14 protein-coding genes, 1 tRNA gene and 1 pseudogene are annotated in these 20,077 nt (G+C 52.8%); 11 read left to right on the top strand and 5 right to left on the bottom strand.

The genetic code is table 11. The annotated features are described in order from the left end of the window. Positions 1-83: 83 nt before the first annotated feature. Together pilB and E2H98_RS04805 are read right to left on the bottom strand one after the other, a co-directional pair. Positions 84-1,796: a type IV-A pilus assembly ATPase PilB gene (gene pilB / locus E2H98_RS04810; RefSeq protein WP_133593129.1), complete on the bottom strand. Its 1,713-nt coding sequence runs from the start codon at positions 1,794-1,796 to the stop codon at positions 84-86. Between the two features lie 97 nt (positions 1,797-1,893). Next, entirely contained in the window at positions 1,894-2,361 is a 468-nt protein-coding gene (locus E2H98_RS04805; RefSeq protein ID WP_133593131.1) for a pilin, read from the bottom strand. A gap of 411 nt (positions 2,362-2,772) precedes the next feature. Between E2H98_RS04805 and E2H98_RS04800 the strand changes: the two genes are divergently transcribed. The 3 genes from E2H98_RS04800 (at position 2,773) to E2H98_RS04790 (ending at position 5,864) form a co-directional block, all read left to right on the top strand. Beyond that, positions 2,773-3,495 (top strand): hypothetical protein, encoded by a 723-nt coding sequence (locus E2H98_RS04800; protein WP_133593133.1) that lies wholly within the window; start codon positions 2,773-2,775, stop codon positions 3,493-3,495. A gap of 64 nt (positions 3,496-3,559) precedes the next feature. After that, a tRNA-Thr gene (locus E2H98_RS04795) sits at positions 3,560-3,635 on the top strand. A 120-nt stretch (positions 3,636-3,755) separates the two neighbouring features. After that, positions 3,756-5,864, top strand: coding sequence for a sulfatase-like hydrolase/transferase (locus tag E2H98_RS04790; protein WP_133593135.1), 2,109 nt, complete (start codon positions 3,756-3,758; stop codon positions 5,862-5,864). On the opposite strand, the gene nadC is transcribed toward E2H98_RS04790, so the two are convergent. Then, complete coding sequence (gene nadC, locus E2H98_RS04785; protein WP_198325301.1) at positions 5,841-6,722, bottom strand: carboxylating nicotinate-nucleotide diphosphorylase; 882 nt, start codon at positions 6,720-6,722, stop codon at positions 5,841-5,843. The two genes, E2H98_RS04790 and nadC, sit on opposite strands and share 24 nt — an antisense overlap. A 277-nt stretch (positions 6,723-6,999) precedes the next feature. Here nadC and E2H98_RS04780 point away from each other — a divergent pair, with 277 nt between their 5' ends. The 6 genes and pseudogenes from E2H98_RS04780 to ampE all read left to right on the top strand — a co-directional run bounded on the left by E2H98_RS04780 (position 7,000) and on the right by ampE (position 14,048). Further along, entirely contained in the window at positions 7,000-9,372 is a 2,373-nt protein-coding gene (locus tag E2H98_RS04780) for a DUF1631 domain-containing protein (RefSeq protein ID WP_133593139.1), read from the top strand. A gap of 198 nt (positions 9,373-9,570) precedes the next feature. Further along, positions 9,571-10,122, top strand: a complete 552-nt coding sequence (gene ampD / locus E2H98_RS04775; protein ID WP_133593141.1) for a 1,6-anhydro-N-acetylmuramyl-L-alanine amidase AmpD — start codon at positions 9,571-9,573, stop codon at positions 10,120-10,122. 218 nt (positions 10,123-10,340) lie between these two features. Beyond that, the gene (locus E2H98_RS04770; protein ID WP_157591250.1) at positions 10,341-10,757 is read left to right on the top strand and encodes a hypothetical protein; all 417 of its coding nucleotides are present in this window, start codon (positions 10,341-10,343) and stop codon (positions 10,755-10,757) included. Continuing rightward, positions 10,736-11,515, top strand: a complete 780-nt coding sequence (locus tag E2H98_RS04765) for an IS4 family transposase (protein ID WP_232475460.1) — start codon at positions 10,736-10,738, stop codon at positions 11,513-11,515. The genes E2H98_RS04770 and E2H98_RS04765 overlap by 22 nt, the downstream gene beginning before the upstream one ends. A gap of 165 nt (positions 11,516-11,680) precedes the next feature. Further along, a pseudogene (locus tag E2H98_RS04760) lies at positions 11,681-12,699 on the top strand (IS110 family RNA-guided transposase). 443 nt (positions 12,700-13,142) lie between these two features. Further along, positions 13,143-14,048: a regulatory signaling modulator protein AmpE gene (ampE, locus tag E2H98_RS04755; RefSeq protein WP_133591445.1), complete on the top strand. Its 906-nt coding sequence runs from the start codon at positions 13,143-13,145 to the stop codon at positions 14,046-14,048. An 11-nt stretch (positions 14,049-14,059) separates the two neighbouring features. Here ampE and E2H98_RS04750 read toward each other — a convergent pair whose 3' ends face one another. Both E2H98_RS04750 and E2H98_RS04745 read right to left on the bottom strand, forming a co-directional pair. Beyond that, positions 14,060-14,488 carry a hypothetical protein gene (locus tag E2H98_RS04750; RefSeq protein ID WP_133591447.1) on the bottom strand — a complete coding sequence of 143 codons (429 nt, stop codon included), beginning with the start codon at positions 14,486-14,488 and terminating at the stop codon, positions 14,060-14,062. A gap of 49 nt (positions 14,489-14,537) precedes the next feature. After that, positions 14,538-15,131: a TetR/AcrR family transcriptional regulator gene (locus E2H98_RS04745; protein ID WP_133591449.1), complete on the bottom strand. Its 594-nt coding sequence runs from the start codon at positions 15,129-15,131 to the stop codon at positions 14,538-14,540. Positions 15,132-15,494: 363 nt separating this feature from the next. On the opposite strand from E2H98_RS04745, the gene aceE reads away from it, so the two are divergent. Both aceE and aceF read left to right on the top strand, forming a co-directional pair. Further along, the gene (gene aceE, locus E2H98_RS04740) at positions 15,495-18,158 is read left to right on the top strand and encodes a pyruvate dehydrogenase (acetyl-transferring), homodimeric type (protein WP_198325300.1); all 2,664 of its coding nucleotides are present in this window, start codon (positions 15,495-15,497) and stop codon (positions 18,156-18,158) included. A gap of 12 nt (positions 18,159-18,170) precedes the next feature. After that, on the top strand, positions 18,171-19,931 hold the full coding sequence (gene aceF / locus E2H98_RS04735) for a dihydrolipoyllysine-residue acetyltransferase (protein WP_133591453.1): 1,761 nt from the start codon (positions 18,171-18,173) through the stop codon (positions 19,929-19,931). The last annotated feature ends 146 nt before the right edge of the window (positions 19,932-20,077 follow it).

The following is a 20,077-nucleotide window of genomic DNA, read 5'->3' as shown; positions in this document are numbered from 1 at the left end:
GCATTTTGTCACTTTGAAAAGCATACACCCAAAAATGCCGCGATACATCCGCAGAAGGGCCCCAGTAATGGGTACCTAATAGTTTAGTCAGACGTTACTCGGTTTATTTCCTGCAGACTACTAACGCCTTGTCTGGCCTTCTCCAGCCCTGAACTACGCAAGTCAGAAATGCCTTCAGCTCTCATTTGATCGGCGATTTCAATTGCATTCCCACCACGCATGACAATCCTACTAATTTCGTTAGATACGGGCATAACCTCGTATATACCTACCCGTCCTTTATAACCATTGTTACAGTTGTCACAACCAACAGGCTCGTAGAGCGTCAAGGTCTCTGCTTCATCCTCTCGGAAACCTTCTTTAAGCAGCGCTTCCGCCGGGATTTTCACCGGCTTTTTGCAATGAGAGCAAAGGCGCCGAGCCAAGCGTTGAGCGATAATTAGGTGTACTGTTGTAGCAATATTGAATGGCGCAACTCCCATGTTTACCAAGCGTGTCAAGGTTTCTGGAGCACTGTTGGTATGAAGAGTCGAGAGCACCAAGTGTCCTGTTTGAGCTGCCTTAATAGCAATCTCGGCCGTTTCGAGGTCTCGAATTTCGCCAACCAGAATTACGTCAGGATCTTGGCGCAGGAAGGCGCGCAGCGCCATAGGGAACGTCAATCCGGCTCTTGGATTGACTTGAACTTGGTTAACGCCCGGCAGGTTAATCTCGACCGGGTCTTCGGCCGTTGAAATATTCGTTTCCTCATCGTTAAGAATGTTTACAGCGGTATAAAGCGAAACGGTTTTCCCTGAACCAGTTGGACCAGTTACCAATACCATGCCCTGTGGTTTGGCGATCGCGTCCATAAAGGACTTTTTCTGCACTGGCTCATAACCCAGCGCATCGATACCGAGCATCGCAGAGCTTGGGTCCAGAATACGCATAACGACCTTTTCGCCCCAGAGTGTGGGCAAGGTCGAAACACGAAAATCGATGGCCTTGTTCTTACTCAACTTCATCTTGATCCGGCCATCCTGTGGTACGCGCCGTTCAGCGATATCCAAACGAGACATTACCTTTAAACGTGCGGCCAAGCGGCTGGCAAGATTTACCGGTGGACTAGCCATCTCTTTGAGTACGCCGTCAACCCTGAAACGAACGCGGTATTCCTTTTCATAAGGCTCAAAGTGTAGGTCCGAGGCGCCCTTTTTGATAGCGTCGATTAAGAGCTTGTTGATAAAGCGAACGATCGGCGCATCGTCACCACCCGCATCCCCCTCGTCCTTAGGATCATCATCTCCGCCTTGAATGTCGAGATTATCCAAGTCCTCATCATCGAATTCGGACAGTCCGCCGCTTTCTTTCTCATCGAGAATTTTGTCGATAAATTTTCCGAGTTTGTCATCTTCGACCAGGATACCTTCGACTGACATGCCGGTTTGGAATCTAGCCTTGTCCAATGCCTCAAGGTTGGTAGGGTCAGATATAGCTATGAAGAGCCGATTCCCACGTTTGAACAGGGGAATTGTCCGTTGATTGCGGATAATGTTTTCGTCGACTAACTCTTTGGGTATCTGGTCAACATCCATGGAGTCCAGATCGAACAACGGAGTGCCAAACTCCTGAGAGGCAATATTCGCTAGCACATGTGCTTTGGCATGTTTTCCCTGTACAAGGTAGCTAATCAATGACTGCTTGGTCTTTTGTGATTGTGCAACGGACTCTTGCGCAATACTTTCGTCCAGTACGCCGTCTTGCACCAAGCGTTTGGCCAGGCCCCCTAGGGCGATTTTTGATGGCGTTAAACTCATTATGTTTTCTGTCTTGATCGAGATTTACGAAATTATAGGCAGCAAATCCAAAAATAAAAAAGGCGAGCTTGAGCTCGCCTTTTCGACAACTCCGAAATTAGCCGGCATTACGGCAAGTCGCTGGGAACAGCTTATAATCTGTTGCGGCAGCGCTGGTGTAGCAATACCAAGATTGAATTGAAGAAGAGTCGGTTGCTGCGGTGCAGCTATTCGGGTCATCGTTACTGCAAGGTGCCAGAGACAAGGTTTCGCCATTCGCGCCAGTTCCGACGTTTTGAATGGTGGCGCTGATCACGCCAGTACCGTCAGCAACTGCCAGCGACGCTACATATTGAGTGGCGCCCGTAGAGCAGCCGGCATCGTCAGCATTAGCTGGGAACTCATTACGTGCCGCTTGATATTCAGCAACAGAAGTTTTGCAGGCGCCAATCGCGGCAGCAACTTCCGAAAGCTTCGAACGCTTCAGGTAGTCTTGGTAAGCCGGCAGCGCTACCGCGGCCAGAATACCGATGATCGCGACCACGATCATCAATTCGATCAAGGTAAAACCTTTTTGTGTCTTCATGGTGTAACTCCAAAGAGTTGAGGGAACGGTTTTCCAAGCAACAAGAATAGGCGACATTCCTGATACTTGCACAGCGCACCGCCGCAAAGCGATGCGACTGTTTTGGTGCTGAACTGTACATAGCAAGTGCTATGCCATGTTCAGCGTTTTTTCATTATGAGCAACAAATGAAAAGGAATAGAAGCAAAACACCCTTTCATTAGTAGAAAACGTTTTGGACTGTGCGGTGCTTCGCATTTTTGCTGGCGACAAGGCAAATTTTGTGGATTGCGCTTGGGAGGGGATTAAGAATTTACCCCGGAAGATCGTCAGGATCTGACAAAAATTGTCACCAGCTACCAGGCTTGCGAATTTTTATGGCCTTTTTATCCTATGCGGTTATTTCCCCTTGGTTTTGGAAGTCATCGGCTTATGTCTCGTTGGAAGGCTTTTACTATTCATCTGCTTATCAGCGCTTTGATTGCCTTGGTATTTCTAATTGTCTGCCGTTTTTACTGGTTTCAGGGCCCGCTTTTCCATGTGACAGGTGGTGCGGGTCTTTTGTCTATTTTAGTGCCAGTCGATGTGATTCTGGGCCCTTTGTTGACATTGTTGGTGTTCAAATCAGGAAAGCCGACATTGAAAATGGATTTGACCGTGATTGGTTTGATTCAGTGTGCCGCATTGATTTATGGTGCAATCATCATGATTCAGGCCCGACCACTGTATGTCGTTCTCTATCATGAGGAGCTTCGGGTAGTCCGCCCATTGGATCTGGTGGAAGTTCCATGGAAACGTGCAGTGGTTTCTCCCACTCAGTATGTCCGAGTCTCGAGCGATATCGGCGCTTTGGCTGATATCGAAGAACAGGTGTCCGCCTATACAGGCGCTACGCCGCCGCATCTAAATCCGGACAACTATCAACCACTTGAGGTACACGAGTCCGAGTTTAAGGACGCACTTAGCTATACCTCTACAGCGAAGCTAAAGGCGTTTGACGATCGTTATGTGGCGCTTTTGGATAGCCTCCCTTCTGCTCCTGTTGGATACGGCGTAATTCCGATGATTGCTAGAGGGGCGCGTCACTTGGGCGTATTTGACCGTGAAACCTTGGAATTGGTTGAGGTGCTACAAGCGGAAAACGTACAACCATAGGCTTTCGGCGGGCTTGTTCTAACTGGCTGGCCTACTTATACTTGCGCGCCTCGAACGCAAGGAAGCCGGTATAGCTCAGTTGGTAGAGCAGCGCATTCGTAATGCGAAGGTCGTAGGTTCGACTCCTATTACCGGCACCACTCTTGTTGTTTTGACATTGGTCAGACCAACAATGAGTGGTTCGATGTAGTTCTTTTTATTCGAAGTAAGATCATTTTGTGTTGAACGATTATCTAGCAGTGGATGCTTGGAAAATAAGAATGAAATTTAGCGCCAAACGAAGTCTCAAACTGGTCGCGTGGGCATTTTCAATTTTGGGTTTTATCGCTCAGTATTTAGCACCTGGTATTGCCGGTAAAGCCAGTCAAATTGAGTTGGCTCTGATAGGTGGCCTGATTCAAGAATCCCCTTACCTGATTGGGCAGATTTTCTTGTTTTTTTTCGCCTCCTTTGCGCTCGTTTGGTTGGCGCATTGGTTTTGCTTTTACGTTGCCTTCAACGCACTTAAGTTAAAGAAAGTCACTTTTCGTGCGGCAATTTTGCTGGAGTTTTTGCTGATTTTACTGGTGTGGGTGGCTAGCTCATTTGTCAATGTTCTGTGGTATCCGACCTCAAAATTTGATCTTTCAGTTCCCCAGTATTTCATTGACAGCAATCTGTTCGCCTGGAGCTTATTATTCTTCGGGTTATGGCTGGTTGCAGTTTGCTTAGTTTTTGCGTCCAAAAGAAAATACATTTGGTTATCGGTCGTTTTAGCGTTGGTGTTTTGCGGCGGAATTAATCGCTACAATCGGAACACATTGGTAACAGAATCCTTTACATCAATTCCAGCAGCAGATGAAAGGCCAAATATCATTGTGGTGGGGATTGACTCATTTTCCATTGAACATCTGACAGAATATCCAGGACATTTTCCTTTTTTAACCGACTTTTTTGACAATAGTGTTCTATTTGAAGACACGCTGACGACTGTGCCGCGTACCTTTCCTGCATGGAACAGTATCCTCTCTGGACGACACCCCATCAGCACGGGTGCCCGCTACAATTTGACGCCGCCAGAATTAATCGACAAGCGCTTTTATCTTGGCAAGTTACTTGGCCAGGAAGGGTATCGAACCATATTCGCAATGGATGAGCGCCTATTCAGCAATATCGATGAAAGCTACGGATTCGAAGAAGTCTATGGTCCTCGCATGGGCGCCATTGATTTTATCACCAGTAAGATCTCCGACTTGCCATTGAACAATGTGTTGTTGGAAGCGTTCCCGACTTTACGTTGGGCGTTTCCCAATGGCTATGGTAATCGAGCAACTGATGGGTCTTATCTACCGCACCAGTTTAACCGCATACTTGCGGATGGACTGGCCAGAAAAAAAGATCACCGTCCGCTATTTCTGACAACACATTTTTGTCTCCCACACTATCCTTACTTTTGGGGAGAGCATGGAACTCCTTTCGAAAACAGAACACATTCGTACTTTCAAAAATGGCATAGTGCGGGCATCAGAAGGGCCTCGGAACAATTCAATCAGCTATTAACGGAGTTAGAGAGCCTCGGATACCTTGAAAACGCGATTGTAGTCTTATTGTCGGATCATGGTGAAAACATCGATCAAAAGCGGATCACAGAAATAACGCGATCAGGCTACAAGGGCGATAGCCCAGAACGAGCTGTTGAGTTTGGCGCGAGAAGCCTGGGCTACTTCAATGGGCACGGTGTGAATTTGATGGATCCAGTACAGACGCAGGTCGTTTTGGCTTTTCAAGGTTTTGGCAAAGCGAAAAACAAAATTCAACCAAAGAAAGTGAAATTCCCTTCCTCGCTAGTTGATCTAGCCCCTACATTAGTCGAAGTGTTGAACATGGAAAAAAACCATGCGCTTCGTTTCGATGGTGTTTCGTTAAATGGCTATCTCGGCGCTGTAAACGATTCAGCTCTTTTGGAAGGAGAAAGCGAAAGGGTTAGGTTCATGGAAACCGGCCTTTATTATCAGAATATGGCAGATGTGACAAACATCGATACCGGCAAGCTGGTTCAGTATGCCGCGATGCACTATGAAATTTCTGATGGCTATCCGAAAATGCAAGTGAAGCGGAAGTACTTTGAGCAGCAAGTCAGCAGGAAATTACGATCTGCGGTGTTGAAGCCTTGGCAGCTGTTACTGCTTCCGCCAACTCTTGATAAGCCTGCGGCGTACATCCTGTTCAATCGTGATACGAAAGAATGGACCGATGATCTGATTAGTGAGTTTGCTGCTCAAGCGCCAGTGAAGGCGCTTGAGCAAGCATTGCGTGCAGAATATTCGAAAGAGGTCAACTATGATTGGCCGATATTCGAATCATCGTTAATTGGTGCGAACACGCATTGAGAAATCAATTGCGCGAACGTGCTTTGTCAAAGCACCAGCGGAAACGAAATCGATACCTGCATTAGCAATAATATTAAGCCGCTCTGGAGTCACCGAGCCGGAAACCTCCAGCTTGGCTTTACTCTTGTTCAATTCGACCGCTTTCGCCAAGTCGCTGTCGCTGAACTCGTCAAGCATGATGATGTCTGCAGCGGCAGTAAGCGCTTCACTTAATTCTTCGAAACTCTCAACCTCAACTTCGACTGGCAGATTCGGCGCGATTTGGCGGGCGCGTTGCACCGCCTGGACAATGCCGCCGCAGGCCGCGATGTGATTCTCTTTGATTAAAAAAGCATCAAAAAGACCAATACGGTGGTTCCAACCGCCACCTACACTGACCGCGTATTTTTGTGCTGCGCGTAAACCCGGCAAGGTTTTACGGGTATCCAGCAGTTTGCACTTACTTCTCTCCAAAAGTTTGCTGTATTGGCGGGTGACAGTGGCTGTTCCGCTGAGTGTCTGCAGGAAGTTCAAGGCGCTGCGTTCACCTGTTAGCAGGGCTCGAGCGGGGCCATGGAGTGTGCAAACGACGGTATTGGCGTCGCAGTCTTGACCTTCACTGACGTACCAGTTAACTTGCGCTGAAGTCTCCAATTGTCGGAACACTTCGTCGACCCACGCCTGGCCGCAGATGACGGCTGGTTCTTTAAGCGTAATGGTTGCTTCCGCCATGATTTCCGCATCGATCAACTGTGCGGTGACGTCCAGGTTGGGATTGAGTTCGGCATCTACGGTCTGACCAAGGTCTTCACGCAAGGCCCGGCGCACGGCCTCGATGCGTTCTTGCTCAAGAAAAGCGGGGGAAAGCTGGTTATGCATGGGAGAGCGAAAGGGCTTGAAATCGGCGGACATTATCGGTTTGCCGAGGTCAAAATGGCAAATCGATGAAATTGCTCAGTATGGCTGTACCAGCCTGACGACCGTCTATACAATCGATTGCCCTCGCTGGTCGGAAAGCGACCAAAATTGTCAGGGGATGTGCGTTGCATCACGGCGGCTGGCGTCCCTACCGGTTATTTATATAAGGCGTGGGCAAGGCTGCAGGTCGCCAATTGCCCTAACCCCAGTTTTGTAAGGCTTTTCAGGTAACGGTATCATGGCGTTTGAACCCAAGGTTTATAACCCGAATGCAATCGGCGATGCTCGCCGGGGACAGGAGCGCAAGTTGCCGAAATTGATTGAGCGCGTTCGTGATCAAGCTCTCGATTCGATCAACAAGCTGTTCGGGCAGATGCTCGATACGGCTGACGACACCCTGTTTGATCTGGCCGACAAAGCAACCAACAACAAAGACCAAACCATGTACTTCGACGCGATGCGCGAGCTGCGGATCAAGCGCAAAGGCATGGAAAACGTCTTTCGTCAGGAATTGCACAACGCGTTCTATGAGCTGGCCGGCGATACCAGTCCCAGCCGTGCTGAAGTCAGTTCACCGTTTTCACTTGATGCCTTGAGTCTCGTCAAAGAAGATGAGCTGGAAGAAAACCTCGCCATCGATGGCATGGTCAATAAGGCCAAGCAGAGTCACGAGGAGGCCTTGCGCCATCTGGCCCGCCGTTTCGATGCCGTGGTGCCGAACTGCAGCGTCGAACCGGACGATCTGCCGATTTATCCGAAACGTATTTGCGAAAGCTTCCGTAGCGCCACCTCGACGCTGGGTCTGGATCTGAAAGCGCGTTTGGTTGTTTACAAACTGTTTGAGCGCGCTGTTGTCAGCAATTTGGCCGAAGTTTATGACGATTTGAATAACTTCCTGGCCGACAACGGTGTGCTGCCGGACCTGCATTTACGCAAACCGAAAGCCCGCAATACATCGCAACAGCCAAGCCGACCGGCTCGCAATCGCGCGGAGGAAAACTCGGCACCAATTTCTGAGAGTTACGACGAACCGCGCGATATCAAGGCTGAAGTATTCAACGCTCTGCGTGATCTGCTGTCGGTGCAGAAAGGTGGCCAAACCGGCGCCGTTCTCGATGGCGGCTTTGGTGCGCCAGTCATGCCTATGGTGGAAACCCCACAGCTGCTGAATGCGTTGTCGCATTTGCAGCATGACCCATCCGCAGCGGGCAGCAGCATGGGCGGTCAGCAGGTTGACTTACGTGCCGCATTAGCCAGTCGCTTGCCAGTCGTGGTTGGCCGCGTTGATGCCAAGGCGATTGGTTCGGTCAATGATGATGTCATCGACATCGTCAGCATGATGTTCGACTTTATTCTCGGCGACCAGAACCTGCCGGACGAAATCAAAGCACCGCTTGGTCGTTTGCAAATTCCATTATTGAAAGTAGCGCTGGTCGACAAGACCTTCTTCAGCAATCGTAACCACGCCGCTCGTCTGTTGTTGAACGAAATGGCCTACGCCGGTATCGGCTGGGATCCAGAGCGTCGCGGCCGTGACGGTTTGCAGGGAAAAATCGAAGAAATCGTCCAGCGCGTATTGAGCGAGTTCGATCAGGACGTCGGTTTGTTTACGGCGCTGCTGGAAGAATTCCGTGCCTACGTTGAAGAGGAGCGCCGCCGCAGCGCCATCATCGAGCGTCGTACGAAAGAAGCCGAAGAAGGCAAAGCGCTCAGCGAATCGGCCAAGAGCAATGTCGATCGCGTGCTCAATCGCTTGACCCAGAACCGTCAGTTGCCGGATGTGGTTTCCCGGATGCTGAGCCAGGTCTGGAGCAAAGTGCTGTTCCTGGAACATGTGCGCAGTGGTCCTGCGTCGGTGGAATATCAGGATGCGGTCAAGGTTGCCGAAACGCTGGTCGAATCGGTGACGATCAAATCCTTGAGCGATCGCGCCAAGCTGCCAAGCATGATCCCGGGCTTGATCCGCAAGCTGCGTGCTGGCTTTGAATCGATTTCCTACGGTGCGATTGAAACGACCACGATGCTGCAGGAGCTGGAAAGTCTGCACTTGCATTTGATGCGGGCGCCAATCGCACCCCAGATGCCAGTCGAAACCGTGCAGGATTCTGGTCTTCAAGATGCGGGTCTTGATGACGTCGTCGAGGCGCCGGTTGCCAAACGCGCGGCGGCAAACGAAACTGATTTGCTCGCTGACGAGTTGCCGGAAACTAGTGAGGAAGATGCGGCGTTGCTGGCCGCGTTTGATATCGACCCGGCGGTGCACGACGAAGGCGATTTGGATGAAATCGTGCTGGCCAGCCGGCCTGAGCACGAACAAGAAATGGATGGCTACCTGAATCAGGTAGACGGTTTGCCTATTGGTAGCTGGATAGAGATGTCGGAAACCGGCAAGCCGCAGCGCTGCAAGTTGGCCGCGCGCATTCCGGCCGTCGGCAAGCTGATTTTCGTCAACCGCTCCGGCGTCAAAGTCGCCGAATACACTCGCCCTGGCCTGGCAGTTGCGCTGCGCCGTGGTAGTGTGCGCTTACTTGATGATGCCGCGCTGTTCGATCGAGCCTTGGAGTCAGTCATTTCCAACCTGCGCCGCTTGAAAGAGGCGGCCGATGCGTAAACCGCAAATGGTCTAAAAAGCGATGCTCCGGCATCGCTTTTTTATTTCACGCTTGTCAGGTTGAGTCATTCGGTTCACATCACGAAGTGCAAAAGCTAAAAGCATGATAATTATTTTCGGCGCAAATCCCGGCAGGAAATTTACCGTGGTTTCGGTACACTGGTTTTCTGTCCACGCTTAATGACGTTTGCCCTTTGCATGAGCTACGCGCCGCGTTATCCCGACGCCACGTTTGTGGAATCACCGAATTTTGATGCCAGGCCGGACCCGCAGGATATTTCGCTGCTGGTCATTCATGCCATCAGCCTGCCGCCGGAATCCTTTGGTGGGCCTTACGTGCGGCAATTGTTCCAAGGCAAACTCGATGCTGGCGCTCATCCTTATTTTGCCGATATCGCGTCGCTGCAGGTGTCAGCGCATTTTTTTGTCCGGCGTGATGGCGCTGTTGAGCAGTTTGTTGATTGTGGCATGCGCGCCTGGCATGCCGGCAAATCGAGTTTCGCAGGGCGCGAGCGCTGCAATGATTTTTCCATTGGCATCGAGCTCGAAGGCTCCGACAACCAGCCGTTTGCCGACGCCCAGTATTCCGCGCTGGTGGCGTTGACCGCTTGGCTATTGCAGGAGTATCCGGGTCTGTCGCCGCAACGCATCGTTGGTCATGAGCATATCGCGCCGGGCCGCAAAACCGACCCTGGGCCATATTTTGACTGGGCCCGTTTTCGGCAGGAGCTATCGGATAACCGCTTCTGACCTGCCTCGCCAAGACCACCATTCGGACAAGCGGTGGGCCGCCGGGGTTTCTGTGTTGCCAGCGAATGCGCGAATGAGCGCCGCCGGTTTTGGTAGGGCCGGATTTATCCTGAGAAATCCCCACGAAAAGCCGAAAAAATTCAAGGGATTATGGAACAAACACGATTGCAGCCGATCAGATCCGGTGACGAAACCAAACGGAATCGGAGAGAGCAATCGTGTTTGTGCGAAAGATGGTAAACGATTGGCTGAGTGATTGGCTACCGCGGATGCACAGTGCGCGGCGCGCGATTTTGAGTGCCGTGGTGGCGACGTCTTGCCTCTATCGGGTCGTGGGTATCGCAGCGCTCGGGCGGCGCTTGGCCAACGGCGGTTCGGTCAAGCACGCGATCAAAACGGTCGACCGGCTGATGGATAACCGCCATCTGCACAGCGAGCGGACGCCGCTCTATGCATGGCTTGCTCATTTCCTGCCAGGCACGCAAACTCGACCGCTGTTGCTGCTGGACTGGAGTCAAGTGCATCCCGGTAGTGAGCAATACGTATTACGGGTGGCGGCACTCAAAAAGGACGCGCGCTCGCCATTTATGAAGAAGTGTACAGGCGCGGGCGCATGGACAAAGCCAAGACCATGAAAACGGTGCTGGCAAACCTGGCTCAGATCCTGCCAGCGGGAAGTGTGCCCATTCTGGTCATGGATGCCGGCTTTCGCAATCCTTGGTTCAAAGCGATTGAAAAGCACGGTTGGCATTGGGTGGCCCGAATCCGAGGCCAAGTTTGCTACCAAAAGCGGTTGGACAAGGACTGGCAAGCCTGTCAGACCTTGCATGAAACCGCCACGGCAATAGCGCGCCGGATTGGCGATGTGCGGCTTGCCAAAACCCATCCTCACCGTTGTACGTTGCACCTGTATAAAAGCAAATCGACCGACAGCAAACGACACCGGCACCGTGCTGCCAGCCGGGATGCCAATGTGCTGAAAGCGAGGCGACGGGCAAAGGAACCCTGGGTGTTGGCCAGCTCACGCTCGCTGTCCGACTTGAGCAGTCAGGAGATAGTGGCCATCCATAAACAGCGGATGAAAATCGAAGAAAGCTTCCGCGACACCAAATCCCATTTGGGGTGGCGCTTCGAGGAAATGCGCAGTTATCTGAGGCACAAGATCGAAAACCTGTTAATCGTGGCGGCGGTGGCGTTGTTTACCTTGACGGTGATCGGTCGTTACGCCGAATCGCAGCAAATGCAGAAAGACTACCAAGCCAACACCGAGACGAAACGGCGCGTGCTCTCGGTGCTGAAACTGGGATGGAACGTCGTGCGCAACAGATTTACCTTCCGTCTTGCCCTTATGCGACAAGCATTACAGGATATGACGAAGGTCGAATATGCATAAATTCGTGGGGATCCCTCAGGATTTATTCGGACATCATGAAAATCGCGGCAACCACCAAATCCCTGTGCGAATGAATTTGATGGTATGGACTCCTCCCATCCACGGCATCGAAGTGCCAGACTGAAGTTGAAGTAACGTTTCAGTCACAGAAGGAAGGAGTCCGTTATGAATATTAAGCGCATCGGAATCGACCTGGCAAAGCAGGTTTTCCAACTTCATGCGGTCAATGACCACGACAAACCAGTGATGAACAAACGCCTCAGCCGTCAACAGATGCTGCCGTTCTTCGCCAAGCTGGCCCCGACGCTGATTGGCATGGAAGCCTGTGCGGGTGCGCATTACTGGGCACGCCGGCTGACGAGCCTGGGCCATGTGGTCAAGCTGATGCCGCCGCAGTTCGTCAAACCCTATGTCAAATCCAATAAGAACGATGCCAATGACGCCGAAGCGATTTGTGAAGCGCTGTCACGACCGACGATGCGCTTTGTCACGGTCAAGCCACCGGAGCAACTGGCACTGCAAGCCTTACATCGGGTGCGTCAACGAGTAACCCGTGCCCGCACCGCGCTCATCAATGAAACCAAAGGGTTATTGGCTGAGCACGGCATTGTCATCTCGACGCATGGCGCCACGGCATTGTGTCGTCAGTTGCCGGCGATTATCGACGAACCGCGCAATGAGCTGTGTCCGTTGATGCGGCAACTGTTGCGTCAGCTTTATGACGAGCTGACGTTCATGAGTGCACAACTCGATGCCCTGACCAAGCAGGTGCTGGCTTGCGTGAAAAACGATGAACGCATTCAGCGACTGCTGGCCATCGAAGGCATTGGCCCCATCAATGCTTCGCATTAGTTGCGCAAGTGGGTGATGCCAAACAATTTCGCAGCGGGCGACAATTTGCCGCGTATTTGGGCTTGGTGCCAACGCAACATTCGAGCGGAGGCAAAGAGCGTCTGGGACGTATCAGCAAGCGCGGAAATCCATTACTGCGAACCTTGCTGATTCACGGCGCCCGAGCGGCGGTAAATGCCAGCCGAAAAAAACACGATGCACGCAGCCTGAACATCCAGGCATTGGAGGCAAGACGCGATACCAATGTCACCACCGTCGCCGTGGCCAACAAAAACGCGCGCATCATCTGGGCGTTGTTGAGCAAAGGCCAGTGTTATCGGAAGAGCAATTAAGCGATAGGAGTTAACCCACCAGAGATTGCCAAGTCATCGAGAATGGCACAACGGTAAGACCGGCACACCATGATGCCGCTAGGTGCGACGGCCTCCTGAACAGGAAAGGCCGCGAATTCGATAGGCACGGTGTGAGCGAAAACCATTATGGCCAGAGCGATTGATACGCTCACCAACAGGTCGGATATACGTTTGCAGTCTCATTCCTTTGTCGCTTTCGACGATGGCTTGCAATAGGGGAGGAGTCCATATACGGACCTACTTGTGTTCTTAGTGATTCATGATTGCAACTCGGGTGAGCGGCGGGTGGCTGAGGTCTTTGCGGCCAGGGGAGAGGGGTAGCATTCAGCGGGCATTGCTGACAGCCTGTTGAGCGGATTTCGGAACGGTTATTTGCTTTCATATGTAATAATCGACTGTCGGCGAGCGGTGATTTTGCTCAGATGCTTGCCGCCACGTTTATCTACAAGTTCATCCATGAACAAGGACAACAGATGACCTTACTCGCGATTGTGCTGGTGCTGGTGTTGGAGCTTTACTTCCGAATCAGCCCGAGTTATCGCAATTTTCGCTGGTTTGTGCGCTTTCGGCGCTGGCTGCAGCGCCAATTTCCGGCCCAATTCGAAGGGCTCGGTGGCGTGCTGTTTATCTGCGCGCTGGTGCCGCTGGTGCTGGTCATTCTGCTCGCCTTGCCATCCGGTTTCGGGGGGCAGGTCGGTTACCTTTTTGTCAGTGCATTGGTGCTCTGGTATTGCTTGGGGCCGGAAGATCTGCGCAGCGTGCTGAACCCCTATATCGCCGCACTGGAGCGAGCTGATCGGCAAAGTGCCTGGGAGCATGCCAACACTATTATCGATGCTGATGCCGGTGAAGATGCGCCGTCGATGGCGCGCAAAATCAGCGAATGGATTTTTACCAATATCAACAGCCGCTACATCGCCGTGTTGTTCTGGTTTGTTCTGCTTGGCCCGGCGGCTTGTCTTTTCTACCGTTTGGTCGTCATGCATCACGACATGGTTCAGCGCGAGCCGCAGCATGCGCACAAGGAACCGGTCGGTCAGTTGTTGATGTTGCTGAACTGGTTGCCGGCGCGTTTGACGGCGCTGGTGTTCGCGTTGGTCGGTGACTTCATGCGCGGCTATTCGGTGCTGCATCCGTACTGGCGCGATGGCGCTGCCAGCATCGAACAAATGCTGCTGAAAACCGGTCTTGGCGCGCTCGGCTTCAACGACGAGCTGTCTGCTGATCCGCTGGAAGAAAATATCCAGGCATTGGCGTTGGCCGAGCGGGCGCTGATCCTGATTGTCGTTCTGATTGCTTTGCTATCGCTGTTTGGCGCGCTGCTGTAACGACGCGTGAATCAAATGCCGTAGGGCATCAGCGCGGTCGCTGAAGCACAGAGCCCGAGAATCAAGCCAGCAGTGGAAAGCTCTTCCGGTTGGTCCCGGCGCAACAGCCATACGGCGGCGATAATGGTTTGCACCCCCAGCCAGGCTTTCAGCGCACTGGCGTTGCTCATCGTGGTCAGGGCGACGCTGATATTGACCACCGCCAGCGCCAAGCCCGGCCAGACCAAACGGCAGCCTGGCAACAACGCCAGATAGACAAAACCCAGCAACAAGGTCAGTGCTGACCAGGCCGGTAAGGCAACAGTATTGAACAGGCTTGGCAACAGGCTGATGCCATAGCCCAGCGCGGCACCGGCCAGTGGTGCCAGCCACGGCTGTGGGTTCAGATCGTTGACGGCGACGAGCGGTTTGGGCGGCGAATACCGTAGATGGCTGGTCATATTGCTCTCCTTATACTTACTAGTAAGTAAGTGATGTAATGAAAAATAATCAGTCGGCACTGATCAGGTTATGACGGATCTCGCCAATCACCGTTTTCAGTTGGGCCATGCCGGTCAGTCGCTGCAGCTGTAGTGCTCCGCCGAGCGAGGCCAGAATCCAGGTAGCCTGGTCTTCGGCTTTGCCTTCGAAATGGAAGGCGCCGGCATCGCGGCCACGGGCCAGCACCTGCACCAGGAAATTCAGCACTTCCTTGATCAGCAGGCGGATTTGCACTTGCATCGCACTACCCAAAGATTCAGCCTCGGTGGCGCTGATGCCAATCGCGCAGACGCCGCCATGCACATCACATAAGTGACTGTAATAATTGAATAAAGTGTCGAGTCGTTGCGGCCAGGGTGATTGGTCTTGCTCGAAGCGCTGAGCGGTCAGGCTTAGCCGTTCGCGAATGCGCTCGATGATGGCGACGCCCAGATCGTCCTTGCTCGGAAAGTGGTAGTGGATGGCGGCGGGTTTGACGTTCAATGGACCGGCCAGATCGGCGTAACTGAAGCCGCGAAAACCTTTTTCATAGAACAAGCGCTCGGCCAGTTCCAGAATCGCTTCGCGAGTGTCTCGTTTTACTGTCTCTCGTTGGGCGGTCATGTGGACTCCGGAGTTGAACGTCTGGCAGTTTACCCATGTTTTACTTATCTGCAAGTAAGTTTTTGCTGAAACCGCCGTCTAACTGGTCTGAGCACGGCTGATTTCATTCGTATTCAATGGCTTTTCCGACTGTGGCGCCTAGACTGGCGGAAGTTTTATGGCCGCCGTTCGGGCGTCCTGCAATCCCAATGTCGCATCGTGCTGTTGCTAGAAACCCCCATTTTTATCTAGCGAAGGGGGTTAGTGGGCAGCGCTTCGGTTGTCACCGGCTTGGGGTTTGGGCGCCGCGCGCGGAACCAGGCGTTACCTAATAGCACCCACTGAAGGTGCCGATGCGAGGGTTCTTTTATGTCTTTAGACCGTATGCAGGATATCGATTCGATCGAAACCCAGGAATGGCTCGATGCGCTCGATGGCGTGTTGGAAAACGAAGGCGTAGAACGCGCCCACTATCTGATGGAGCGCTTGATCGACAAAGCCCGCCGCAGCGGCGCCTACCTGCCGTACACGGCTACCACCGCTTACATCAACACGATTCCGCCGTCGAAAGAGCCGACTTATCCGGGTGACAAAGCCATCGAAGCACGCATCCGTTCGATCATCCGCTGGAACGCGCTGGCCATCGTTCTGCGCGCCAGCAAAAAAGATTTGGAACTCGGTGGCCACATCGCGTCGTTTGCTTCCAGCGCGACGCTTTATGACGTCGGCTTCAACCACTTTTTCAAAGGTGATGAAGGCCAAGGCGGCGACCTCGTTTACATCCAAGGTCACGCTTCGCCCGGCATCTACGCCCGCGCGTTTATGGAAGGCCGTTTCAATGAAGAGCAGCTGAGCCATTTCCGTCAGGAAGTGGATGGCAAAGGTATTTCCTCGTATCCGCACCCCTGGTTGATGCCGGATTTCTGGCAATTCCCGACTGTGTCGATGGGCCTTGGTCCCATTCAGGCCATTTATCAAGCGCGCTTTTTGAAGTATCTGGAGAACCGTGATCTGCAGAAAACCGATGGTCGCAAAGTGTGGGCGTTCATGGGCGATGGCGAGATGGACGAGCCGGAATCAATGGGCGCCATCGGTATGGCCGGCCGTGAAAAACTCGACAACCTGATTTTCGTCGTCAACTGCAACCTGCAACGGCTCGATGGTCCGGTGCGTGGTAACGGCAAGATCATTCAAGAATTGGAAGCCGATTTCCGTGGCGCCGGTTGGAACGTAATCAAAGTGATTTGGGGTCGCTACTGGGACCCGTTGCTGGCGCGCGACACCACCGGCGCGCTGCTGCGCATCATGGAGCAGACTGTCGACGGCGAATACCAGAACTGCAAATCGTTTGGCGGTGCTTACACCCGCAAACATTTCTTCGGCAAAGATCCGGAAACGGCAGCGATGGTCGCCAATATGACCGATACCGATATTTGGCGCTTGAATCGCGGTGGTCACGACCCGAGCAAGGTGTACGCGGCTTATCATCAAGCGGTCAATCACAAGGGCGCGCCGACCGTCATTCTGGCGAAAACTGTCAAAGGGTATGGCATGGGCGAGTCTGGTGAAGGCAAGAACATTGCTCACCAGGTCAAGAAGCTCGATATCGAAGCGATCAAACATTTCCGCAATCGCTTCCGGGTGCCGATTCCGGACGACCAACTGGAAAATCTGCCGTTCTACCTGCCGCCGGAAGATTCGCCAGAAATGAAATACCTGCGCGAACGCCGCAAATCCTTGGGCGGCTTCCTGCCGGCGCGTCGACCGAAATCCGAATCCTTGGAAGTGCCGGAGCTGAAAGCCTTTGAAGCGGTGACCAATGGTTCTGGCGATCGCGAAATCTCGACGACGATGGCCTTCGTGCGCTTGCTGAATGTGCTGATGAAAGACAAGAAAATTGGTAACCGTATTGTGCCAATCATTCCCGATGAAGCGCGCACCTTCGGTATGGAAGGTATGTTCCGTACTTACGGCATTTATTCGTCGGTCGGTCAGTTGTACGACCCGGTCGATGCCGATCAGGTTGCCTATTACAAAGAAGACAGGAAAGGCCAGTTGCTCGAAGAAGGGATTAACGAAGCGGGCGCGATGTCCTCGTGGATTGCCGCGGGTACCAGCTACAGCTCGAACAACTACCCAATGATCCCGTTCTACATTTTTTACTCGATGTTCGGTCTGCAGCGGACGATGGATTTGGCCTGGGCCGCTGGTGACATGCAAACACGTGGTTTCCTGCTTGGTGCCACAGCCGGTCGCACGACCTTGAACGGCGAGGGGCTGCAACACGAGGACGGTCACTCGCATGTACTGGCGTCGACGATTCCGTCCTGCGTTGCTTACGATCCAGCGTTCGGTGCTGAACTCGCTGTGATTGTTCAGGACGGTTTGCGCCGTATGGTCGAGAATCAGGAAAACGTCTTCTATTACATCACGCTGATGAACGAGAATTATCAGCAGCCGGCACTGAAAAAAGGCAGCGAAGAAGGCATTCTGAAAGGCATGTACTTGTTCAACGAAGTCGACGTGGCGGTCAAAGGCAAAGGCAAAAAAGCGCCGAAAGTGCAGCTGTTTGGTTCCGGCACGATCATGACCGAAGTGATGGCCGCCGCCGAATTGTTGCGTGACAATCATGGTGTTTCATCGGACATCTGGAGTGTAACCAGTTACACCGAGCTGCGTCGTGATGGCCTGGATTGCGACCGCCACAACTTGCTGCATGTCGATAAAGACGAGCGCGTGCCGTATGTCACGCAAATGCTGAAAGATCGGGATGGCCCGGTGATTGCTGCCAGCGATTACATGAAGTCCTTGCCGGATCTGATTCGTCAGTGGGTGCCAACCAATTATCGCGTGCTAGGCACCGACGGTTATGGTCGTTCCGATTCGCGTGCCAATTTGCGCCGCTTCTTCGAAGTCGATCGCTATTTCATCACCGTGGCCGCACTGAAGTCGCTGGCCGAGAAAGGCGATGTGCCGTCGAAAGCGGTCAAGGATGCCATCACGTTGTACGGCATTGATGTCAACAAACCGAATCCGGTGACCGTGTAAGGAGCGCGCGTAATGAGTACAAAAGAAATCAAGGTTCCGGACATCGGTGATGCCAAAGACGTCGAAGTCATCGAGGTATTGGTCAGTGAGGGCGATAGCGTCAACAAGGAAGACTCGCTGATTGTTGTCGAAAGCGATAAGGCGACGATGGAAATCCCGTCGTCCGGTGCCGGCAAGATCAAAGAACTCAAAGTTAAAGTCGGTGACAAGGTTTCCGAGGGAACGCTGATCCTGATTGTTGAGGAAAGTGGCGGCTCGGATAAAGATAAAGACGACGGCAAAGACAAAGAAAAGGAAGACGAGAAAAAGCCCAAGGATGAGGGCAAGAAAGGCGAAGATAGCAAAGACAAGGAAAAACAAGACAAGTCCGACAAAGACGACGACAAGGCAGAAAAGAAAAAAACGGCCGACAGCAAACCGAAAGGCGAAGGCAAGGAAGAAACCGTCAAGGTACCGGATATCGGCGACGCCAAAGACGTTGAAGTCATTGAAATCAACGTCAAGGAAGGCGACAGCGTCGAAAAAGACGATACGCTGATCGTGGTCGAAGGCGAAAAAGCGACGATGGAAATTCCGGCGCCGTTTGCCGGCACCGTCAAATCGATTGCGCTGAAAGTCGGCGACAAAGTTTCGCAAGGCAGCACCATTGGCGTCGTGAAATCAGAAGCCGACGGTGAAGAGGAAAAATCTGGGGAAACGGATCAAGCCAAAGACGAAAACCAGCAAAAATCCGAAGCCAAAGGCGGCGCCCGCCAGTCCGATTTCGCGGCCGAAGGTCGTGGTACCGTGCTGCATGCACCGATGCCGATTGAGCCGGGTCGCGATGCGCCAGTGCCGGATTATCCGCTGCAACGCAAAGGCGGTGATGGCAAGGCTCTGCATGCCTCGCCAGCGATTCGCCGTTTTGCCCGCGAGCTTGGCGTTAATCTGGAAAAAATCACCGCGACTGGACCGAAAGGCCGCATTCTGAAAGAAGATGTGCAGTCGTTCGTCAAATTCGAACTGAACCGGCCGAAGCCGACCACCAGCGCTGCCGGTGCGGCGCCGGAATTGCCGACCATTGATTACAGCAAATGGGGCGAAATCGAAACGACGTCATTGACCCGGATTCAGAAAGTATCCAGTGTCAATTTGCACCGCAACTGGATCACGATTCCGCATGTGACTCAGCATGACGATGCCGATATCACCGAGATGGAAAGTTTCCGTCAGAGTCTGAAGTCAGAAGCCGAGAAAAAAGGCATCAAACTGACGCCGCTGGTGTTCGTCATGAAGGCGCTGGTCAACACGCTGAAAGCGTTCCCGACCTTCAACGCAAGCCTCAGCAACGATGGCGAAACCCTGGTGTTGAAAAAATACTGGCATATCGGTATCGCCGTTGATACGCCGGATGGCTTGGTCGTGCCGGTGGTCAAAGACGTCGACAAAAAGTCGCTGTTTGAGCTGTCGGAAGAGCTGGCCGAAATCAGCAAGAAAGCGCGTGACAAGAAACTCGGCGTCGATGCGATGCAAGGCTCGACGTTCACGATTTCCTCGCTCGGCGGCATCGGCGGCACCTACTTCACGCCAATCGTTGCCTGGCCTAATGTTGCGATTCTGGGCCTTTCACGCAATACGATGAAGCCGGTCTGGGATGGCAAGGAGTTCAAGCCGCGCTTGATGCTGCCGATGAGCCTGTCCTACGACCATCGGGTGATTGATGGTGCCGTAGGTGCGCGCTTCATCACCCATCTTGGCGCCAATCTGAACGATATCCGTCGGTTGTTGTTGTAATTCACGACGACAGAATGGAGCGGAACCGGATCATTTGACTTTGTCTGCTCCCCTCTGGTCGGCAACTTGACTACAATACGCCCCTCTTTTTCTGCCCTGGGCGGCCCAACACGGCGCCGGGGGCATGAACCCGGCGCAAAGGGCGC

This window comes from Permianibacter aggregans (assembly GCF_009756665.1).
In the GTDB taxonomy this organism is placed as follows: Bacteria; Pseudomonadota; Gammaproteobacteria; order Enterobacterales; family Permianibacteraceae; genus Permianibacter; species Permianibacter aggregans.
This window is presented reverse-complemented; position numbering and strand designations above follow the sequence as displayed.

Excerpts from the sequence above, each read along its gene's own strand:
- E2H98_RS04780 (WP_133593139.1), top strand. The coding sequence starts at position 7,000 with ATGGCGTTTGAACCCAAGGTTTATAACCCGAATGCAATCGGCGATGCT.
- E2H98_RS04800 (WP_133593133.1), top strand. The coding sequence starts at position 2,773 with ATGTCTCGTTGGAAGGCTTTTACTATTCATCTGCTTATCAGCGCTTTG.
- E2H98_RS04790 (WP_133593135.1), top strand. The coding sequence starts at position 3,756 with ATGAAATTTAGCGCCAAACGAAGTCTCAAACTGGTCGCGTGGGCATTT.
- ampE (WP_133591445.1), top strand. The coding sequence starts at position 13,143 with ATGCTTGCCGCCACGTTTATCTACAAGTTCATCCATGAACAAGGACAA.
- E2H98_RS04745 (WP_133591449.1), bottom strand. The coding sequence starts at position 15,131 with ATGACCGCCCAACGAGAGACAGTAAAACGAGACACTCGCGAAGCGATT.
- E2H98_RS04805 (WP_133593131.1), bottom strand. The coding sequence starts at position 2,361 with ATGAAGACACAAAAAGGTTTTACCTTGATCGAATTGATGATCGTGGTC.
- ampD (WP_133593141.1), top strand. The coding sequence starts at position 9,571 with ATGAGCTACGCGCCGCGTTATCCCGACGCCACGTTTGTGGAATCACCG.
- aceF (WP_133591453.1), top strand. The coding sequence starts at position 18,171 with ATGAGTACAAAAGAAATCAAGGTTCCGGACATCGGTGATGCCAAAGAC.
- pilB (WP_133593129.1), bottom strand. The coding sequence starts at position 1,796 with ATGAGTTTAACGCCATCAAAAATCGCCCTAGGGGGCCTGGCCAAACGC.
- aceE (WP_198325300.1), top strand. The coding sequence starts at position 15,495 with ATGCAGGATATCGATTCGATCGAAACCCAGGAATGGCTCGATGCGCTC.
- E2H98_RS04765 (WP_232475460.1), top strand. The coding sequence starts at position 10,736 with ATGGACAAAGCCAAGACCATGAAAACGGTGCTGGCAAACCTGGCTCAG.
- E2H98_RS04750 (WP_133591447.1), bottom strand. The coding sequence starts at position 14,488 with ATGACCAGCCATCTACGGTATTCGCCGCCCAAACCGCTCGTCGCCGTC.
- nadC (WP_198325301.1), bottom strand. The coding sequence starts at position 6,722 with ATGCATAACCAGCTTTCCCCCGCTTTTCTTGAGCAAGAACGCATCGAG.